Origin of the sequence: Rhodococcus sp. (in: high G+C Gram-positive bacteria) (assembly GCF_049286785.1) — a bacterium.
GTDB lineage: Bacteria > Actinomycetota > Actinomycetes > Mycobacteriales > Mycobacteriaceae > Rhodococcus_F.
On sequence record NZ_JBAQEO010000165.1, the window covers coordinates 1 to 16908 of the forward strand.

The 16908-nt window shown below is 66.3% G+C and carries 17 protein-coding genes, 2 tRNA genes and 1 pseudogene; 9 read left to right on the forward strand and 11 right to left on the reverse strand.

All coding sequences use genetic code 11. The features are described from left to right. Positions 1 to 3: 3 nt before the first annotated feature. Positions 4 to 1410 carry a trigger factor gene (gene tig / locus WAW17_RS06755; protein ID WP_422332232.1) on the reverse strand — a complete coding sequence of 469 codons (1407 nt, stop codon included), beginning with the start codon at positions 1408 to 1410 and terminating at the stop codon, positions 4 to 6. 62 nt (positions 1411 to 1472) lie between these two features. Next, a tRNA-Pro gene (locus WAW17_RS06760) sits at positions 1473 to 1549 on the reverse strand. 139 nt (positions 1550 to 1688) lie between these two features. Here WAW17_RS06760 and WAW17_RS06765 point away from each other — a divergent pair. Beyond that, positions 1689 to 1762 (forward strand) — tRNA-Gly (locus WAW17_RS06765). A 212-nt stretch (positions 1763 to 1974) separates the two neighbouring features. Beyond that, positions 1975 to 2769, forward strand: coding sequence for a DUF1542 domain-containing protein (locus tag WAW17_RS06770; RefSeq protein ID WP_422332247.1), 795 nt, complete (start codon positions 1975 to 1977; stop codon positions 2767 to 2769). A gap of 11 nt (positions 2770 to 2780) precedes the next feature. Here the strand turns inward: WAW17_RS06770 and WAW17_RS06775 are convergent, their stop codons facing one another. Further along, the gene (locus WAW17_RS06775) at positions 2781 to 3578 is read right to left on the reverse strand and encodes an Fpg/Nei family DNA glycosylase (RefSeq protein ID WP_422332233.1); all 798 of its coding nucleotides are present in this window, start codon (positions 3576 to 3578) and stop codon (positions 2781 to 2783) included. 29 nt (positions 3579 to 3607) lie between these two features. Further along, a complete protein-coding gene (locus WAW17_RS06780; protein ID WP_422332234.1) occupies positions 3608 to 4081 on the reverse strand; it encodes a ribose-5-phosphate isomerase in 474 nt (157 codons plus the stop codon). A 200-nt stretch (positions 4082 to 4281) separates the two neighbouring features. On the opposite strand from WAW17_RS06780, the gene WAW17_RS06785 reads away from it, so the two are divergent. Next, complete coding sequence (locus WAW17_RS06785) at positions 4282 to 5139, forward strand: M48 family metallopeptidase (protein ID WP_422332248.1); 858 nt, start codon at positions 4282 to 4284, stop codon at positions 5137 to 5139. Between the two features lie 15 nt (positions 5140 to 5154). Here WAW17_RS06785 and WAW17_RS06790 read toward each other — a convergent pair whose 3' ends face one another. Next, positions 5155 to 5784 (reverse strand): DsbA family protein, encoded by a 630-nt coding sequence (locus tag WAW17_RS06790; protein ID WP_422332235.1) that lies wholly within the window; start codon positions 5782 to 5784, stop codon positions 5155 to 5157. 160 nt (positions 5785 to 5944) lie between these two features. On the opposite strand from WAW17_RS06790, the gene WAW17_RS06795 reads away from it, so the two are divergent. Both WAW17_RS06795 and pepN read left to right on the forward strand, forming a co-directional pair. Further along, positions 5945 to 7183: an NAD(P)/FAD-dependent oxidoreductase gene (locus WAW17_RS06795; RefSeq protein ID WP_422332236.1), complete on the forward strand. Its 1239-nt coding sequence runs from the start codon at positions 5945 to 5947 to the stop codon at positions 7181 to 7183. 72 nt (positions 7184 to 7255) lie between these two features. Further along, on the forward strand, positions 7256 to 9835 hold the full coding sequence (gene pepN, locus WAW17_RS06800) for an aminopeptidase N (RefSeq protein ID WP_422332237.1): 2580 nt from the start codon (positions 7256 to 7258) through the stop codon (positions 9833 to 9835). Positions 9836 to 9905: 70 nt separating this feature from the next. Here the strand turns inward: pepN and WAW17_RS06805 are convergent, their stop codons facing one another. The 3 genes from WAW17_RS06805 to WAW17_RS06815 all read right to left on the reverse strand — a co-directional run bounded on the left by WAW17_RS06805 (position 9906) and on the right by WAW17_RS06815 (position 11370). Then, positions 9906 to 10379, reverse strand: coding sequence for a DUF5130 family protein (locus tag WAW17_RS06805; RefSeq protein WP_422332238.1), 474 nt, complete (start codon positions 10377 to 10379; stop codon positions 9906 to 9908). After that, positions 10366 to 10626, reverse strand: coding sequence for a hypothetical protein (locus WAW17_RS06810; protein WP_422332239.1), 261 nt, complete (start codon positions 10624 to 10626; stop codon positions 10366 to 10368). Before WAW17_RS06810 ends, WAW17_RS06805 begins: the two co-directional genes overlap by 14 nt. A 72-nt stretch (positions 10627 to 10698) precedes the next feature. Beyond that, on the reverse strand, positions 10699 to 11370 hold the full coding sequence (locus WAW17_RS06815; RefSeq protein WP_422332240.1) for an HNH endonuclease: 672 nt from the start codon (positions 11368 to 11370) through the stop codon (positions 10699 to 10701). Positions 11371 to 11534: 164 nt separating this feature from the next. Between WAW17_RS06815 and WAW17_RS06820 the strand changes: the two genes are divergently transcribed. The 4 genes from WAW17_RS06820 (at position 11535) to WAW17_RS06835 (ending at position 15131) form a co-directional block, all read left to right on the forward strand. Continuing rightward, positions 11535 to 11930 (forward strand): globin, encoded by a 396-nt coding sequence (locus tag WAW17_RS06820; RefSeq protein ID WP_422332241.1) that lies wholly within the window; start codon positions 11535 to 11537, stop codon positions 11928 to 11930. Between the two features lie 79 nt (positions 11931 to 12009). Continuing rightward, positions 12010 to 13608 (forward strand): glycoside hydrolase family 13 protein, encoded by a 1599-nt coding sequence (locus WAW17_RS06825; RefSeq protein ID WP_422332242.1) that lies wholly within the window; start codon positions 12010 to 12012, stop codon positions 13606 to 13608. Positions 13609 to 14297: 689 nt separating this feature from the next. After that, positions 14298 to 14420, forward strand: coding sequence for a type B 50S ribosomal protein L36 (gene ykgO / locus WAW17_RS06830; RefSeq protein ID WP_422332243.1), 123 nt, complete (start codon positions 14298 to 14300; stop codon positions 14418 to 14420). An 81-nt stretch (positions 14421 to 14501) separates the two neighbouring features. Further along, positions 14502 to 15131 (forward strand): MspA family porin, encoded by a 630-nt coding sequence (locus WAW17_RS06835; protein ID WP_422332244.1) that lies wholly within the window; start codon positions 14502 to 14504, stop codon positions 15129 to 15131. A 142-nt stretch (positions 15132 to 15273) separates the two neighbouring features. Here WAW17_RS06835 and WAW17_RS06840 read toward each other — a convergent pair whose 3' ends face one another. The 3 genes and pseudogenes from WAW17_RS06840 to WAW17_RS06850 form a co-directional block, all read right to left on the reverse strand. Beyond that, the gene (locus WAW17_RS06840) at positions 15274 to 15960 is read right to left on the reverse strand and encodes a hypothetical protein (protein WP_422332245.1); all 687 of its coding nucleotides are present in this window, start codon (positions 15958 to 15960) and stop codon (positions 15274 to 15276) included. Continuing rightward, positions 15953 to 16378 (reverse strand): acyl-CoA thioesterase, encoded by a 426-nt coding sequence (locus WAW17_RS06845; RefSeq protein ID WP_422332246.1) that lies wholly within the window; start codon positions 16376 to 16378, stop codon positions 15953 to 15955. The genes WAW17_RS06840 and WAW17_RS06845 overlap by 8 nt, the downstream gene beginning before the upstream one ends. Further along, positions 16375 to 16908, reverse strand: a pseudogene (locus WAW17_RS06850) (NAD-glutamate dehydrogenase); the annotation flags it as partial. The pseudogene WAW17_RS06850 and the gene WAW17_RS06845, both read right to left, overlap by 4 nt.

The following is a 16908-nucleotide window of genomic DNA, read 5'->3' on the forward strand; positions in this document are numbered from 1 at the left end:
GCGTTACTTCTGCTCTTCGCTCTCGGCGGAATCCGTCGTGGACTCGGCACCCTCCGCCTCGGCACCCTCGGACTCGGCGCCCTCGGACTCACTTGTGCCGAACAGTTCGGCGGTGTCGACGGCAGCACCGGTGGTGTCCGTGACAGTGACCTGCTCGACGACGCCCGCGAGGGCCTTGCCGCGGCGCACGTCGGCGAAGACGGCCCCGAGCTGACCGGCCTGCTGGATCTGCTGGATGAACTGCTCCGGCGCCATTCCGTACCGTTGCGCCTGGAACAGGATGCGCTCGGTGAGTTCGTCCTGGCCGACGGTCACGTTCGAAGCATCGGCAATGGCGTCGAGCAGGAGTTGGGTCTTCACCGAACGCTCGGCGCTTTCCTTGGCATCCTTGTCGAACTCTTCGCGGTTGCTGCCCTGGTCCTCGAGGAGCTTGTTCAGTGCGTCCTCGTCGTGATCGAGACCGTGCACGGCATCGTGCAGCGCGGCGTCGACCTCGGCCTTGACGACTGCCTCCGGCAGGGGGACCTCGACGGTCTCGAGCAGCGTCTCGAGCACCTTGTCGCGAATCTGCCCGGCCTGCTCGACCTTGCGGACGCGTCCGACACGCTCGCGCAGGTCGGCCTTCAGCTCGTCGAGGGTGTCGAACTCGCTTGCCAGCTGGGCGAACTCGTCGTCCTCAGCAGGTAGCTCGCGCTCCTTGACGGTGCCGACGGTGACCGTGACGACGGCTTCCTTGCCGGCGTGCTCACCGGCGACCAACGTCGAGGTGAACTCCTTCGACTCGCCCGCCTTCAGACCGATGACCGCCTCGTCGAGGCCCTCGATGAGCTGACCCGAACCGACCTCGTGCGACAGTCCGCTGGCGGTGGCCTCCGGAACGGCCTCACCGTCGACGGCGGCCGACAGGTCGATGGAAACGAAGTCGCCGTCCTGCACCGCACGGTCGACACCGGTGAGGGTGCCGAAACGCTGGCGCAGCGACAGCAGCTGCTCCTCGACGGCCTCGTCGGTGATCTCGATCGGGTCGACGGTCACGCTCAGGGTGCTGTAGTCGGGCAGGCTGATTTCGGGACGCACGTCCACCTCGGCGGTGAACTCGAGGAGCTCGCCGTCCTCGATCTTGGTGATCTCGATCTCGGGCTGTCCGATGGCCTTCACCGAAGCGCTGGTGACAGCCTCCGAGTAGCGGGACGGGAGTGCGTCGTTGACGACCTGCTCGAGCACGGCGCCGCGCCCGACGCGGGCTTCGAGCAACTTGGCCGGGGCCTTACCCGGGCGGAAGCCGGGAAGACGAATCTGCTGCGCGAGGGCCTTGTAGGCCTTGTCGAAATCAGGCTTGAGCTCCTCGAAGGGCACCTCAACGTTGATACGGACTCGCGTCGGGCTGAGCTGCTCGACGGTGCTCTTCACGGACTGGCTCCTTCGTCTGGTCGTGCACTTCTTCGGTGTGGCAGTTTGCTGCCCGGTTCTTCTGGTCGGGGTGACAGGATTTGAACCTGCGACCCTCCGCTCCCAAAGCGGATGCGCTACCAAGCTGCGCTACACCCCGGTTCGAGCAGGCTCTCGCCAACCTCGCGAGGACCCGAGGGAGAATCCTACGGCCCCCCGATTATGAAATCCAAAGCGGGATTGGGTACAGTCTGTCATCGCAGACGACATGCATGGCGATCCCAAGTTGTCGTGTGCACGGGGATGTAGCTCAATGGTAGAGCCTCAGTCTTCCAAACTGATTACGCGGGTTCGATTCCCGTCATCCCCTCCACACAGGAGCGCTTCCGTCCCCGGGAGTGCTCCTTTCTTTCGTGCAGAACACCGCCCCGGTCGTATGACATACATCACAACAGGGGTCACGGGGTCCCTGCCATCGCCGTGGACCTCCGGACGTTCGCCGGGAGCGTAACCGCACCTCCGCTCGGTACGCTGGAATTGTCCGATTCGGCCCACCGGTCGTTGTCCCAGTACTGGGAGGCTCTCGTGGAACTTCTACTCATCCTGGTGATCGTGGCGGTCGTCGCCTTCCTGGTCGTGCAGAATCGCAGCGTCCGAACGCGCAGGACCGCGAATCAACTCGAGGACGCCAAGGCCGATGCCCGCCAGGCCATCGAACGCCTCGGCGGGCAGGTCTACAACCTCGTCGGATCCGATCCTGCCTCGAAGCAGGCGCTGGCCGACGCCGCCGAGCGCTACACCGCGGCAGGTTCACAGATCGATCAGGCGGGCACTCCCGTGCAGGCCCGTCTCGCGAAGCAGACCGCGCTCGAGGGTCTCTACTACATCCGGGCCGCCCGGACGGCCATGGGACTCGACCCCGGACCCGAGATCCCCACGATCGAGGGCCAGAAAGCCGCCGGACACGTGAGCGAGGACCGGGAGATCGAGTACGAGGGCCGGCACGTGGCGGCCTCGCCGAATCCGTCGCCGAAGACGCCCAACTTCTACCCCGGCGGACGGGTGGCGGGTCGGCCGGTGCCTGCGGGGTGGTACTCGGAACCGTGGTGGAAGCCCGCCCTGGTCGCCGGCGCCTGGGGCCTCGGGTCGATGTTCCTGTTCTCGGCGATGTTCTCCGGAATGTCGGGCGTGGCCTACGGGGCGCAGGATTGGGAGAGCGGTACCGGCGACGCGTCCCAGGACGTCGGGGACGCGGGCGATGGCGGAGACGGCGGAGACGGCGCAGATACCGGAGATGCCGGTGGTGGAGACGACGGTGGCTTCACGGACTTCGGCGGCGACGGCGGTGGAGGTTTCGACCTCGGCGGGTTCGACTTCTAGGCCGTCGCCGCTCAGGACTGCTGGCAGGCCGGGCACCAGAAGAGGTTGCGACCCTTCATGACGGTGTGCGCCACGGGTGTGCCGCAGATCCGGCAACGAGATCCGGCACGTCGGTACACGTAGGTACGGGGACGGTCTCTCGCGTACGCGGGGTCACCGTGATCGTCTTCCGGACGAACCACGTGCATCTTTCCGCGGCGCACGCCCACCTTCATGAGCGCGACGAGGTCGGTCCACATCGCATCCCACTCGTCGCGCGAGAGCGAACGGCCCGGCCGCTCGGGATGGATGTTGTGCCGGAACAGAACCTCGGCGCGATACACGTTGCCGATTCCGGAAATGACCGCCTGATCCATCAGGAGTGCACCGATCGGGCTCTTGGAACCCGAGATCCGCCGCCATGCCTTGTCCGGATCGGCGTCTTTGCGCAGCGGGTCCGGACCCAGCCGGGCCTCGATGGCCGCGACCTGCGGCGGATCGAGTACCTCACAGGCGGTCGGGCCGCGGAGGTCGGTACCGAATTCGGCACCGACCATCCGCATCCGGACCTGACCGAGGGGCGGTTCCATGGGAACCTGCGACTCGGTGAACGCGCCGTACAGTCCGAGATGGACGTGCACGACGAGCCCCGACTCGTAGTGATGCCACAGATGTTTGCCCCAGGCTTCCGACCTCACGAGCACCCGCCCGTCGACGAGTGCGGCATCGTCGGCGAATCTCCCCTGTGGGCTGAGCACCTGCACCGGCGCCCCGGCGAAGCGGCGTTGATGCAACCGGGCGAGCCGGTGCAGTGTGTGCCCTTCAGGCATGGGTGGTCTCGATCAGAGCTTCGGTTCGGTCAGGCTTCGGGCAGAGCCGGCGCGACACCGGTCTTCTCGTACTCGGAGAGGATGTCGATCCGGCGCTGGTGCCGTTCCTCGTTCGACCATTCGGCGGCGAGGAACGCGTCGACGATCGCAAGGGTCTCCTCGAGCGAGTGCATACGCCCGCCGATACCGATAAGTTGCGCGTTGTTGTGCTGACGTGCCAGCTGAGCGGTCTCCACACTCCAGGCGAGGGCACACCGGGCGCCCGGAACCTTGTTGGCCGCGATCTGCTCGCCGTTGCCGCTGCCGCCCAGCACGATGCCGAGGCTTCCCTCGTCCGCAACGACGCGGCGGGCGGCCTCGATGCAGAAGGCCGGGTAGTCGTCGACGGCGTCGTAGACGTGCGCACCGCAGTCCACGGCCTCGTGACCGGTAGCGGTGAGGTGTTCGATGATCTCGTTCTTACGTTCGAATCCGGCATGGTCGGCACCCAGGTATACGCGCATGACTGAAGATTCTGTCAGGGCCGGTGCAGCGTGTCGGCGGCCGGGGGTTGGCCGTCGCGACAGTCACTATCGTGAACGTCATGCATCCTGCCCACGGACAGAACTGGAGCCGACCGCAGCCGGGCCACTTCCAGCCACCTCCCGTGCAGCGGTGGCACATCTCCCCTGCCTGGAACGCGTCTCCCGCCCCGCGCGGTCTCATGCCGCATGAGCGGCCTGCGCGGCATCCGTGGGAGATCCCGCTGCTCGCGGTCGCGATCCTGCTGTCTGTGGTGACCTACGTGACCGCCCTGATCGCGGTCGCGCTGGGGTTGATCTCGACCTGGATCCTCGTGGTGCTGGCCGCACCGATACTGATCGCGATCGCCCGCGGACAGCTGTACGGCTCCCAGCAGGTCAACGGGATCAAAATGTCGCCGACACAGTTCCCGGACGGGTATCGGATGGTGGCCGAGGCCGCCGCGCGTCTCGGGATGGCGCAACCCCCGGATGCGTACGTGGTTCTCGGAAACGGCCGGATCAATGCCTTCGCCTCCGGCCACGGTTTCCGGCGCTTCGTCGTGGTCTACAGCGACCTGTTCGAGGTGGGCGGTGCGGCGCGTGAACCCGATGCCCTCGCATTCATCATCGGCCACGAGGTGGGCCACATCGCGGCCGGCCACGCGTCGTACTGGCGGCAACTCGGGCAGTTCGCGTCCCACTACATTCCGGTGGTGGGCTCGGCTCTGTCCCGCTCGATGGAATACACCGCCGACAACCACGGCTACTGCGTCCGCCCACACGGGGCGCGCGGCGCGATGGGCGTTCTCGGCGCCGGAAAGTATCTCGTCAGCGTCGTCGGTTTCGACGAGCTCGCCGACCGGGCCACCACCGAGCGCGGCTTCTTCCCGTGGTTCGTGAACCTGCTGTCGAGCCATCCGGTCCTGACCTGGCGGGCAGCAGCGCTGCGCGACCGGACACGGCACGGGGCCCTGTTCACGAAACCCGACCGGATCTACCGCGACCCGCAGCAAGTGCGGTACGCAACGTCCAGTCCGGCCGGGCCTGTCTCCCACTGACCCTCTTTCTCCGACTCAGTCGAACTCGGGATCCTCGTGGCGGGTGCGCTTGAGTTCGAAGAAGTGCGGATATCCCGCCAGCGCGACAGCACCGTCCCACACCTTGCCGGCATCCTCACCACGCGGAATGCGCGAGAGCACTGGGCCGAAGAAGGCGACGCCGTTGACGTGGATGGTGGGGGTTCCGACATCGGGTCCGACGGCGTCCATGCCGGCTGCGTGACTGGTGCGCAGCGCTGCGTCGTAGTCCTCGGACTCGGCGGCCGCGGCCAACTCCTCGGGGAGCCCGACCTCCGACAGCGATTTCACGATCACATCGGGCAGATCCTTGTTGCCCTCGTTGTGAATCCGGGTGCCCATCGCCGTATACAGCGGCAGGAGGATGTCGTCGCCGTGCTGCTGCGCCGCCGCGATCAGTACGCGCACCGGCCCCCACGCGCGGGTCATCATCTCCCGGTATTCCTCGGGGAGATCGCGGCCCTCGTTCAGGACGGCCAGGCTCATCACATGGAATTTCGCCTCGAGGTTCCGAACCTGGGAGGCCTCGAGGATCCAGCGGGACGTGATCCAACACCACGGGCACAGCGGATCGAACCAGAAATCGGCGGTGTCCTTCGCTGTTCCGTGATTCGTCCCAGCAGTCACGTGAGGCTCCTTCGTCTTTGTCTTTCACCAGCAATGCTCGATCCAACACCGACCGTACGAGAATCCTTCCCCGTGCGACGGGCGGCAGTAGTGTCGAGGTGAGGAACCCGACAAGCCGGACGGCCCCGCCGTCATGACGCCACTGGAAGGGACTATTAGTATGTCCTCAACTCGCACCTTCGTCGTCGTGGGCGGCGGCCTCGCCGGAGCCAAAACGGCAGAAGCTTTGCGTGACAAAGATTTCGACGGGTCGATCGTTCTCCTGTCCGCGGAGGATCACCTCCCGTACGAGCGACCTCCGCTCTCCAAGGAACACTTCGCCGGCAAGAAGGAACTCGACGCCTTCACCGTGCACCACGGTGACTGGTACCGCGACCATCACGTGGATCTGCGACTCGGCACCACCGCCACAGCGGTGGATCTCGCCGCCCACACCGTGATGCTGCCGGACGGCTCCACCATCGGATACGACAAGCTGGCACTGGCCACCGGTTCACGGTCTCGGCGTCCACCGATACCCGGGGCCGACGCGGCGGGTGTGCATTATCTGCGGACCGTCGACGAATCCGACGCACTGATCGAAGCGACCTCGGGGGGCAAACGCCTGGTGATCATCGGCGCGGGCTGGATCGGCCTCGAAGTCGCCGCCTCGGCCCGCGAACGGGGCGCGGACGTGACGGTGGTGGAGGTCGCCGACGTGCCTTTGCTGGGGTCACTCGGCCCGGCCATGGGCACGGTCTTCGCTGAACTGCACCTCGAGCACGGCGTGCAACTCCATCTCGGCGTCAGCGTCGAGGAGATCGTGGCCGAGGACGGCCGGGCCACCGGCGTCCGGCTCGGCGAGGGCACCTTCCTGCCCGCCGACGCAGTACTGGTCGCTGTCGGCGCCGCCCCCAACGTCGAACTCGCCGAGCAGGCCGGGCTGGCGGTCGAGGGCGGCGGCGTCCTCGTGGATGCGGGTTTGCAGACCAGCGATCCCGACGTCGTCGCGGTCGGTGACATCGCCGCGCAACTGCATCCGCTGCTCGGTACCCGAATCCGGGTCGAGCACTGGGCGAACGCGCTCAACCAGCCCCCGGTGGCGGCCTCGACCATGCTCGGGATCCGGTCGGAATACCGCAACCTGCCTTACTTCTTCACCGACCAGTTCGACGTGGGCATGGAGTACGTGGGTTACGCCGCGCCCGGCTCCTACGACAGGGTTGTGGTGCGCGGCGATTACGCCCGGCACGAGTTCCTCGCCTTCTGGCTCGACTCCGGCGATCACGTCCTCGCCGGTATGAACGTGAACATCTGGGACGTCACCGACCAGATCAAACAACTGGTGGCTTCCCCGAATCCGGTGGACCCCCGGGGCCTCGCCGATCCTGCGGTGCCGCTCACCGACCTCTCCGGTTAACGACGTCGCCGCTCTCGTGATGGGATGGCAGCATCGAGTACGAGCACCACCGCCGATCACGAGGAGACCTCTGTGGCCCCACCGAACCTGACCCGCGAGCAGGCAGCCGAACGCGCTGAACTGCTGACCGTCGACAACTACCTCATCGAACTGGACCTCACCGACGGGGCAGGGAAGCCGGGCACCGAGACGTTCACGTCGCGCACAACCGTGACCTTCGCGGCCACCGCCGGCTCCTCCAGCTTCATCGACATCGTTGCGGCGCGGGTGCATTCCGCCACACTCAACGGTTCCCCGATCGATGTGTCGGGGTACGACGAGTCCACAGGCATACCCCTCGCCGATCTCGCGGCACGCAACGAACTGGTGGTCGAGGCCGACTGCACCTACTCGCACACGGGTGAGGGCCTGCACCGCTTCGTCGATCCCACCGACGACGCGGTCTACCTGTACTCCCAGTTCGAGACGGCCGACGCCAAGCGGATGTTCGCGTGCTTCGATCAGCCGGACCTGAAGGCTACGTTCGACGTCCATGTCACCTCCCCCGACGACTGGAAGGTGATCTCGAACTCGGCCACCGTCAACACCGCCGTGTCCGAGCCCGGCCGTCATCTCTTCCGGACCACACCGAAGATGAGCACGTACCTCGTGGCACTCGTCGCCGGCCCGTATGCGGAGTGGACCGACAGCTACTCCGACGAGCACGGAAACATCCCACTCGGCATCTACTGCCGCGCGTCGCTCGCCGAGCACATGGATGCAGACCGCCTGTTCACAGAGACCAAGCAGGGCTTCGAGTTCTACCACCGCAACTTCGGCACCCCCTACGTCTTCGGGAAGTACGACCAGCTGTTCGTGCCCGAATTCAACGCCGGCGCGATGGAGAACGCCGGAGCGGTCACGTTCCTCGAAGACTATGTGTTCCGCTCCAAGGTGACTCGTGCCTCGTACGAGCGGCGCGCCGAGACCGTGCTGCACGAAATGGCGCACATGTGGTTCGGCGACCTGGTGACCATGCGGTGGTGGGACGACCTGTGGCTCAACGAGTCGTTCGCCACCTTCGCGTCGGTGCTGTGCCAGAGCGAGGCCACCGAATACACCAACGCGTGGACCACCTTCGCCAACGTCGAGAAGTCGTGGGCGTACCGACAGGATCAGCTGCCCTCCACCCACCCCATCGCCGCGGACATCCCGGATCTGGCCGCAGTCGAGGTGAACTTCGACGGCATCACCTACGCGAAAGGTGCCTCCGTCCTCAAGCAGCTCGTGGCGTATGTGGGGCTCGAGCCCTTCCTCTCGGGTCTGCGGGAGTACTTCCGCGAGCACGCATTCGGCAACGCGACGTTCGACGACCTGCTCGGCGCCCTCGAGAAGTCGTCGGGCCGCGACCTGTCCGGCTGGGGCTCGCAGTGGCTCAAGACCACCGGCCTCAACATCGTGCGCCCCGACTTCGACGTGGATAGCGACGGAAAATTCACCCGTTTCAGCGTGGTGCAGGATGGCGCCGACCCCGGTGCCGGCGAGCGGCGGGTGCACCGGATCGCGGTCGGCGTGTACGACGAGCTGGACGGAAAGCTGGTACGTACGCGTCGCGTGGAATTCGATCTCGAGGCTGCCGAGAGTACCGAGGTGCCCGAGCTTGTCGGTGTGGAGCGGGGACAGTTGATCCTCGTCAACGATGACGACCTCACCTACTGCTCGGTGCGACTCGATCCCGAGTCGCTCGCGACCGCCATCGAACGGGTCGGCGACATCGCGGAGTCCCTCCCCCGCACGCTCGTCTGGTCCGCGGCGTGGGAGATGACCCGTCAGGCCGAGCTCGCGGCCCGCGACTTCGTGGCGTTGGTCCAGCGCGGTATCGACGCCGAAACCGAGGTCGGCGTGGTCCAGCGGCTGCTGATGCAGGCCAATACCGCGATCGGCAGCTACGCGGAGCCCGGATGGGCCAAAGAACACGGCTGGCCCGGTTTCGCCAACCGCCTGCTCGAACTTGCCCGAGAGGCGGAGCCGGGTTCGGACCATCAGCTGGCGTATGTGAACGCCTTGACGGGTGCGCAGCTCTCACCGTGGCACACGGAGGTCCTGCAGGAACTGCTCGACGCCGCCCCGGAGACCGTGGGGCTGCCGGGTCTCGCCGTGGACACCGACCTGCGGTGGCGGATCATCGGCGCTCTCGCGGGTGCCGGCGAGATCGATGCAGACAGTATCGAGACCCCGTTCATCGACGCCGAGGCGAAGCGCGATCCCACCGCAGCCGGCGCCCGTCAGGCCGCGGCAGCGGCAGCGGCCCGTCCGCAGGCTGCGGTGAAGGAGCAGGCCTGGAACAGCGCGGTGCATGACGACTCGCTGCCGAACATCACCGCGCGGGCCATCATCGGCGCGTTCGCCGGTCATGATCAGGACGAGATTCTCGAGCCGTACGTGGCCCGCTACTTCGCCGACATCCCCGCTGTATGGGAACGGCGTTCGAGCGAGGTGGCGCAGACCGTCGTCGTGGGTCTGTACCCGTCCTGGTCGATCTGTGAGGAATCCGTCGCAGCAGCCGACGCGTTCCTGGCCGGCGATCACCCGCCGGCGTTGCGCCGGCTCGTGTCGGAGGGCCGGGCGGGCATCGTGCGTTCCCTGAAAGCCCGCGCATTCGACGGGAGCTGACACCCGGCGGCAAACGAAACGAGGGGAACCTGCCATCCGGCAGGTTCCCCTCGTTCGGTGTGTGGAGGTTCTAGCGCAGCGCGACAGCAGCGCTCATCACCCGGATGGCACTGACGAGACCGTCGATCAGATCACCGTCGGCGAACGACGCGACCGCGGCGGTGACGCCGAGTTGCGCCACCCGATCCGTGACGCGATCAGCCACTGCTCGCCCGCTGCGAACCTCGACGGTCCGTGCGTTGGGCGAGACGGCGATGAGCACCGAGCGCTCGGCTTCGGGAGTGTTCGGGAACAAGGCATCGGCACCGGCCGCGGGATCGGCACCGAGGTCGCCGATATACGCGTTGAACCGCACCTTCGTCTTGCGGGTGGCGTCGATGAGAGCATCGTCGATGCGGACCAGTTCGTCCGTCGTGAACGGCAGGTCGCCGGTGAACGGCTCCCCCACCCGATGCACCGCCGAGATGCGGCCGCTTGTTGTCAGGACACTGCCGACGGGCAGGTTTTCCGCGGAGACCGCGGGAATCACTTCACCACTTGCCACTTGCCGAGCCTCCAATCAGGTCTGCCGGGGTGGCCGCTGCCTCGTGGTGTGCGCCGTGATGACCGTGCGTGGTCACCTCGTCGACCGCGCTCCACAGCACAGGTGCGTTCGTCCATTCCTCACCGAGGTGGAACGCAGGCGGCACGGGGCCCGGCGTCTTCTTGCCGACGAACGACATCCCCGCGAAGAAGGCGGTGATCAACGCCGGAATTCCTACGAATATCAGCACTGTCTCGAGAATGCTCACACCGCAAACGGTAGCCCAGAACGGGCCGCGGAGAAGCGTCAGGGCCCCTTTTTCATTTTTTACGAATCCGATTCACGCGGCGCCTTCACCGAGATACGGCATCCACGACGGGTGCAGGTCCTTGGTGGAGGCCAGCAGTCGCCAATGCGGACCCGACGGTGGGACGAGCGCTGCCCGCAGCGTCCATCCGAGCTCGCTGAGCAGCTTGTCCGCCTTGCGGTGGTTGCACGGTGCGCAGCAGGCTACGCAGTTCTCCCAGGAATGTTCTCCACCGCGACTGCGGGGAACCACGTGATCGACGGTCTCGGCCTTGCCCCCGCAGTAGGCGCACCGGAAGCGGTCGCGGTGCATGAGGGCGGCTCGCGTCATCGGGATACGGGCGCGGTACGGGACGCGCACGTACTTTCGCAGCCGGATCACGGACGGCACCTGCACCGACCACTGCTCGGAATGGACGACGGGCGCCTGCGGATCCTCGTGAACGGTGTCGGCCTTACCACACGTCATCAGGACGACGGCGCGTCGGGCGGGGAGGGCGGTGAGCGGCTCGTAGGTGGCATTCAGAAGCAGCACTCGGCGCTTGATCCAGAACGGAACCGCATTCTCACCCGGGAAAGAAGGCCCAGCGCGCTGCGCGGAGCCTTCGGTAATCACTTGCAGAGCAAACGCCCCTGAAAACCCGTCATCCCGGGCATCAGTGGGCACGAGTTGTCGGTGCGCGCGGGCGCTGTGTCGGTTCTTCATGCGACCTCCGAGAGATTGCCACCAAGTGCATCATGAATCACCTGCCCGCGCACGTCCATTACCGGACAAAATTGCAGGACATTCGGTGAACGGACGGTGACGGGGCGCCCCGGACCGACCTCACCCGGCGACCGGCCGGGTACACAGGCACAATGGACAGCGACATGACTGACGTACAGCAGACCTTCTACGAGGCGGTGGGCGGAGCCGAGACGTTCCGCAAACTCACCGCCCGGTTCTACGAGGAAGTCGCCAAGGACGACATCGTGCGACCCCTGTATCCCGAAGAGGATCTGGCGCCGGCCGAACGCCGGATGCGCATGTTCCTCGAGCAGTATTGGGGCGGACCGCACACCTACTCGGAAGAGCGGGGCCACCCACGGCTGCGCCTGCGCCATCAGCCGTTCAAGATCGGCCCCCTCGAGCGTGACGCGTGGTTGCGGTGCATGCATACCGCCATCGCCTCGATCGATGCGCGAACACTCGACGACGCGCACCGCCGTGCTCTCACCGAGTACATGGACATGGCGGCGGCGTCGATGATGAACTCCGCTTTCTGACCTCGCGGTTCCGCCGGACACACGACGATTGTGCGACTCGGGTCGTAGCCGGGTCCAAGGTTTGGCACGATGGGCATTTGTGAGTACTCCCGCCGAAAGTCCCGTCGAAGAGACACCTCCCCGATCGTGGTGGGTCGACGCGGTGTTCTACCAGATCTATCCCCGTTCGTTTGCCGACGCGAACGGGGACGGCATCGGCGACCTCCAGGGCGTGTGGGACAAACTCGGTTATCTGGAACTGCTCGGCGTCGACGCACTGTGGCTTAGTCCGGTGATGCGGTCCCCGATGGCCGACCACGGTTACGACGTGTCCGATCCCCGCGATATCGATCCGCTGTTCGGCGACCTCGCCGCGATGGACGCGCTGGTCACGGCCGCGCATGCGCGGCAGATCAAGGTCACGATGGACCTGGTTCCCAACCACACCAGCATCGAGCACGAGTGGTTCCGTGCCGCACTGCAGGCGCCCCCCGGCAGCGCCGAACGCGATCGATACATCTTCCGGGACGGTCGCGGCGACGACGGCTCGACGCCCCCCAACAACTGGCCCAGCATTTTCGGCGGCCCGGCGTGGACCCGCGTCACGGAGGCCGACGGCAGCCCCGGTCAGTGGTATCTCCATATCTTCGCGGAGGAACAGCCCGATCTGAACTGGGAGAACTCCGACGTCGTGGAGGACCTGCACAAGACGCTGCGGTTCTGGCTCGATCGCGGCATCGACGGTTTCCGCATCGACGTCGCCCATGGGATGGCCAAGCCCGAGGGGCTGCCGGACCACGACTGGGACACCAACGTGCTCCTGCACAACGCGGACGACGATCCGCGCTTCAACAACCCCGCGGTCCACGACATCCACCGGGGCATCCGGAAGGTGCTGGACGAGTACCCCGGCACCATGGCGGTCGGCGAGATCTGGGTTCACGACAACGAACGTTTCGGTGAGTACATCCGCCCCGACGAACTGCATCTCGGTTTCAACTTCCGTCTGGCGCAGGCAGAATTCTCGGCGGAGTCCGTTCGTGCCGCGATCGAGAACTCGCTCGAAGCCGTCCACCAGGTGGGCGGCACACCCACCTGGACGTTGTCGAATCACGATGTCGAGCGGGAAGTCACCCGGTACGGGGGCGGAGAACTGGGCACCGCGCGGGCCCGTGCCATGACGCTCGTCGAGCTGGCTTTGCCAGGGGCGGTATTCGTCTACAACGGCGCCGAACTGGGTCTTCCCAACGCCGAACTCCCCGACTCGGTGCTTCAGGACCCCGTGTGGGAGCGTTCGGGCCACACCGAACGCGGACGCGACGGATGCCGTGTCCCGATTCCCTGGGAAGGCACCTCGCCTCCGTTCGGGTTCAGCACCTCGGGCGTCACCTGGCTGCCCATCCCACCGGAGTGGGCTGCGCTCACCGTCGAAGCGCAACTCGAGGACGTCACCTCGACACTGTCGCTCTACCGCGCGGCCCTGGAACTGCGCTCGTTCCGTCCGGAGTTCTCCGGTGCCGGCATCGACTGGTACGGGAGCCCCGAAGGATGTTTCGCATTCCGCCGCGGCGGCGGGTTGATCTGCGCGCTGAATGCCACCGAGGAACCGATCTCACTTCCTCCCGGTGAGGTACTCCTGAGCAGTGTGCCGCTGATGGGCGGTCAGCTGCCACCGAACGCTGCTGCGTGGCTCATCTGACCCGAGCCTCGATGCCAGTTTCAGGAGTGGGCTGTACGGCTTATGGGGGTCCGCCGCTCCTCGCAGTAATCTTCTGATCTTCGCTGGTCAAGAGTGCTGCGCACCAAGCAATTCAGCAGCTCCTGCACCTGGCAGGCGATATGTCCCCCGGTGTGTCTGGGGTGGGGTCGTGGCGGCAGCATGCGGGCGATGGTCGCGCACCGCATCGCTGTCCTGAAATCACCCCGGCGTCGAACAACGCAGCCAGCCGGCCGGGGTGGGCGAAGATTTGATACCGGACTGGAAACCGTGCGTGCACAGTGCGCGGGGCGAAGGTGTCGCTCAGCACGTGCATCCAGCCCGCACGGTTGAGGCTCGCCTCGGCGACGTCGAATCCGTGCCGATCGAGCACTATTCGGAGATCACGTGCTGCGCACCGGCCCTCGCGGCAACGCAGCAGTGCGGCAACGCAGCAGCGCGTCCGTAGCGGTGACGTCGGCGGCCGAGCGCAGGTGCGGCAGGAAGGCGTCGAACTCGACGAGCCGGTCAGCGGTCGACGGGCCCAGCGCGCGACGCTACGCGGTGGCTGCAGCCGGTTTGTGTGAAGAAGAGGTGCACGTGCACCGGATCGAAGATCTCCATGGGGGTGTCCTGAGGTCGAGGTGCGATGCCTTACTATAACGACAATCGTTTTCGTTAGGAGGTTTCCCATGAAAGTTCGTGCGTCGCTCGAGTCCTTGAAGAACCAACCCGGATCCCAGGTCGTCCGCCGACGCGGACGGGTGTACGTGATCAACAAGCAGAACCCGCGCTTCAAAGGCCGCCAGGGCTGACGACGACAGCGCTCAGGCCGACAGACCGCGCAGGCCCCCGCTGTCTCGCACTCCTCATCCCCTCGACATCAACGGAGCAACATGCACATCCACTCGCCCATCCGTCGCACCGTCCACAACGCCGCTGTTTCCGGTGCCGCCGCCCTGAGCCTGGTTCTCGGCGCGACCGGCTCCGCGCACGCGGCGGTCGACGACCAGAACCGGATCGTCTCCACGGAAGGCTACGAAGTCGTCGTGACCCAGGAGGACACCGTCATCCAGGTTGTGCCGGCTCTGGGCGGCAGCCCGTTCAACCGCGAGTTCTTCCACAACGGCCGCGGCACCGCCACCCTGATCGGTGCGGGTGCCGCCGACGCCGAAGACACCACCTTCCAGTTCGGCTACCAGTTCGCGTGGGCCGGCAGCATCGACGGCGCCATCGGTGTCACCTACTCGACCCCGGGCCTCGAGCTGTCCGTCGGCGACAGCGTCACCGTCACCGATCTCCTCCCGCAGGGCTACGCCGAGTTCGAGCTGACCCCGGCCCCGGGCACCGAGGAGCTCGTCGTCGCCGAGCGCGAGTTCGACGGCGACGTCAAGTCCGTGCAGTTCGCCAACGTGCACGGCACCGCCTCCGGCGTGATCGGCGCCGTCCAAGTTCGTCCGTTCATGCGCGCCATCACCGCCAACGGCGACAACGTCACCACCTACGGCAAGCCCTGGACCGTCTGATCCCTCGGGACGGACCATCGGACAGATCAGCCCGGTCCGCCGCAAACCTCGAGCGGACCGGGCTCCTGCCCACAGCCGGTGCATCGCACTCGGTGCGCTCCTCCGGCGCCGCCGAGCACAACGAGAGGTCGGCCAGCTGACGTCAGCGGGACACCGACAGGGGAATCGGGCCCCCGCGATGGCGGTAGACGGACCCGAACCTGGCATCCACCCGCAGCCACGACGGAGTAGCGCGCACCCGCACGATCTCGGACGGGTCTATCCGCTCGAGGTCGATGTCTCGTGTCGTCCGGTCCGAGCCGGCGTTCGGGATGAACCCCATCGCGGTGAGAGTGAACACCACCCGCATCGAGATCCCGGCCGTTCTGTCGGCGCCCTGCACCTGCAGCACTTCCTGATCGAGCAGGGACGCAGGCGGACCGTGACTGCTGCCGTGTTCCTGGGCGAGCGCGGCGCCGCGCTGGGCGAGATCCACGAGAACCCTCGCGGGAACGTCGTCGAGGTGCAGGAAGCCTTCCGCAGGGGGAAGTGCTCCCCGCCACGCGGACTCCATCGAGAACCCGGGATCGATGTCACCGTCGGTCGCCGATTCGAGAGCCGCTAGCAGCTGGTCCCCGGCCACCGACGTGTCGTCGGGACTGACGGTGCCGCCTACCGTGCGCACCGCGAGAGCGTCGAAACCCGTTGCCGCCCAGATGGTCAGCCGACCGGGTCCGCGCTGCCGAAGCCGGACCACCGCGGATTCGTCCATTCCGAGGACCCGGCGCAGGAACGTGACGAGATCACTCCGCTCCGCCCGGTCCGGGACGGACAGGACCCGCTCATACACGTTGCCAACTCTGCAGATACCCGCGCTCGGCCGCTGTGAGCCGACGCAGCCTCTGGGTGTCGATGTCGAACGCCGCGATCTGCGTCGACGCGACCACCGACGCCGGAACGGACACATCCACCCCTTTGGGGCGCACCTCGTATCCGATCGTGAAATCGACGGCCCGGATCTTGTCCACCCACATCAGGATGTCGAGCGGGGAGTCGCTGTGCCGAAGTTGCCCGCGATAGCGCACATGGAGGTCCGCGACCACCGCGCCGTCACGCAACGTGACCGTCGGCTGACCGTCATCGAACAGCCAGGGGATCCGCGCTTCCTCCAGCAATGTCACCATCCGGGCGTGATTGATGTGCTGAAAAGCGTCCATGTCCGACCACCGAACTTCGACTTGCGCATGAAAACCCTCGCTCAAGGTCATACCTCCGATCGGGTGCCCGCTGTGCGCACCATGCTGCGTACCTGACGCGCCGCCACCGAGAGCGTCGCGAGGTCAAGGGTCCCAGACTCGAAAATCTCGGTGAGAGCGGACCTAGCCCTGCCCAGCCTCGACGCATTGGTCGATTCCCAATCGTCGATCTTCTCCTCCGGCGACTCGTCCGGTTCACCGCCCAGCAGCACTTCCATGGTGAGCTGGCGCAGCGAGCTGTAGAGATCGTCCCGCAAGGCCAGCCGGGCCAGAGAATGCCACCGGTCGCCGCGCGCGAGATTGGACACCGCGCTCAGCAGCCAGTCGATTCCGAGATGCGCGTCGAGTTCGTAATACAGCTCGGCGACCTCGTCGATGTCACGTTCGGCGATGTCGGCCACGTCGCTGATGTCGAGCAGGCAGAACAGGTCGAGCAGACGGAACACCTCGAAGGCGATGTCCTCGGGTGCGCCGCGGAGGATGAGCGGGCGGGCGCGGACCTCGAGGTCCGCCAGTTGGTGACCTTTCATCAACCCGGGGAC